This is a genomic window from Oleiphilus sp. HI0061, from assembly GCF_001635675.1.
Genome location: NZ_LWFE01001261.1, coordinates 1 through 765 on the forward strand (window position 1 = coordinate 1; position 765 = coordinate 765).

1 pseudogene is annotated in these 765 nt (G+C 43.0%); it reads left to right on the plus strand.

Features of this window, described 5'->3' with window-relative positions:
- Positions 1-318 precede the first annotated feature (318 nt).
- Positions 319-765: pseudogene (locus A3735_RS19735) on the plus strand (thymidine phosphorylase); the annotation flags it as partial.

The following is a 765-nucleotide window of genomic DNA, read 5'->3' on the forward strand; positions in this document are numbered from 1 at the left end:
GCACCACCGATAAATTTTATTTTTAACATGCTCTTATCCTTAGACTCGTTATTCCAAGCATACAAAATCAAGGCCTAAAATGTATATATGTTTTGAGGAAGCCATCACTCAGTTAAGCTAGGCAAGGAGTTCCACTCCTCACATGAACCTTCCCCGAACCTCACGGCCAGTTAACAGTAGAAGACTCTGGCTACAATAATATAGTGTTAAAACGCTCCATGAACCGACCGATATCAAGTCACGACATCAATTATTGACGCCCATGAATAATTTCATGTTATTTTATGAATATTCGTATAAGAAAAATCAGGTAACGCAATGAGCCGCACCAGTGAGCCCAACAAAACTGCCCAACAGGAACTTAACTTCCTGCAATTAAAACGAATGCATATCGACACGCATCAAGAGCCTGTCATTTATATGCATAAAAATTGCCACGTCTGTCGCTCTGAGGGATTTTATGCCCAAAGTCGTGTGCGTATCACCACTGAAAAGAACAGCATTATTGCAACAGTAAATATGGTGACTAATGGAGACTTGTCTCGTCAGGAGGTTGGCCTGTCCGAGTCGGCATGGAAATTACTGAGTGCCGATGAAGGCGAACGGGCTTACTTTTCCCATGCAAAACCGGCCGATTCGATGAGCGCAGTTCGCGGCAAAGTCTACGGTAATAGTTTTAACGACTACTCTAGCAAGCATATTATTCACGATATCACGAGAGGCTACTATTCTGACATTCAGCTAGCCGCCTTTGTCACCGCTTGT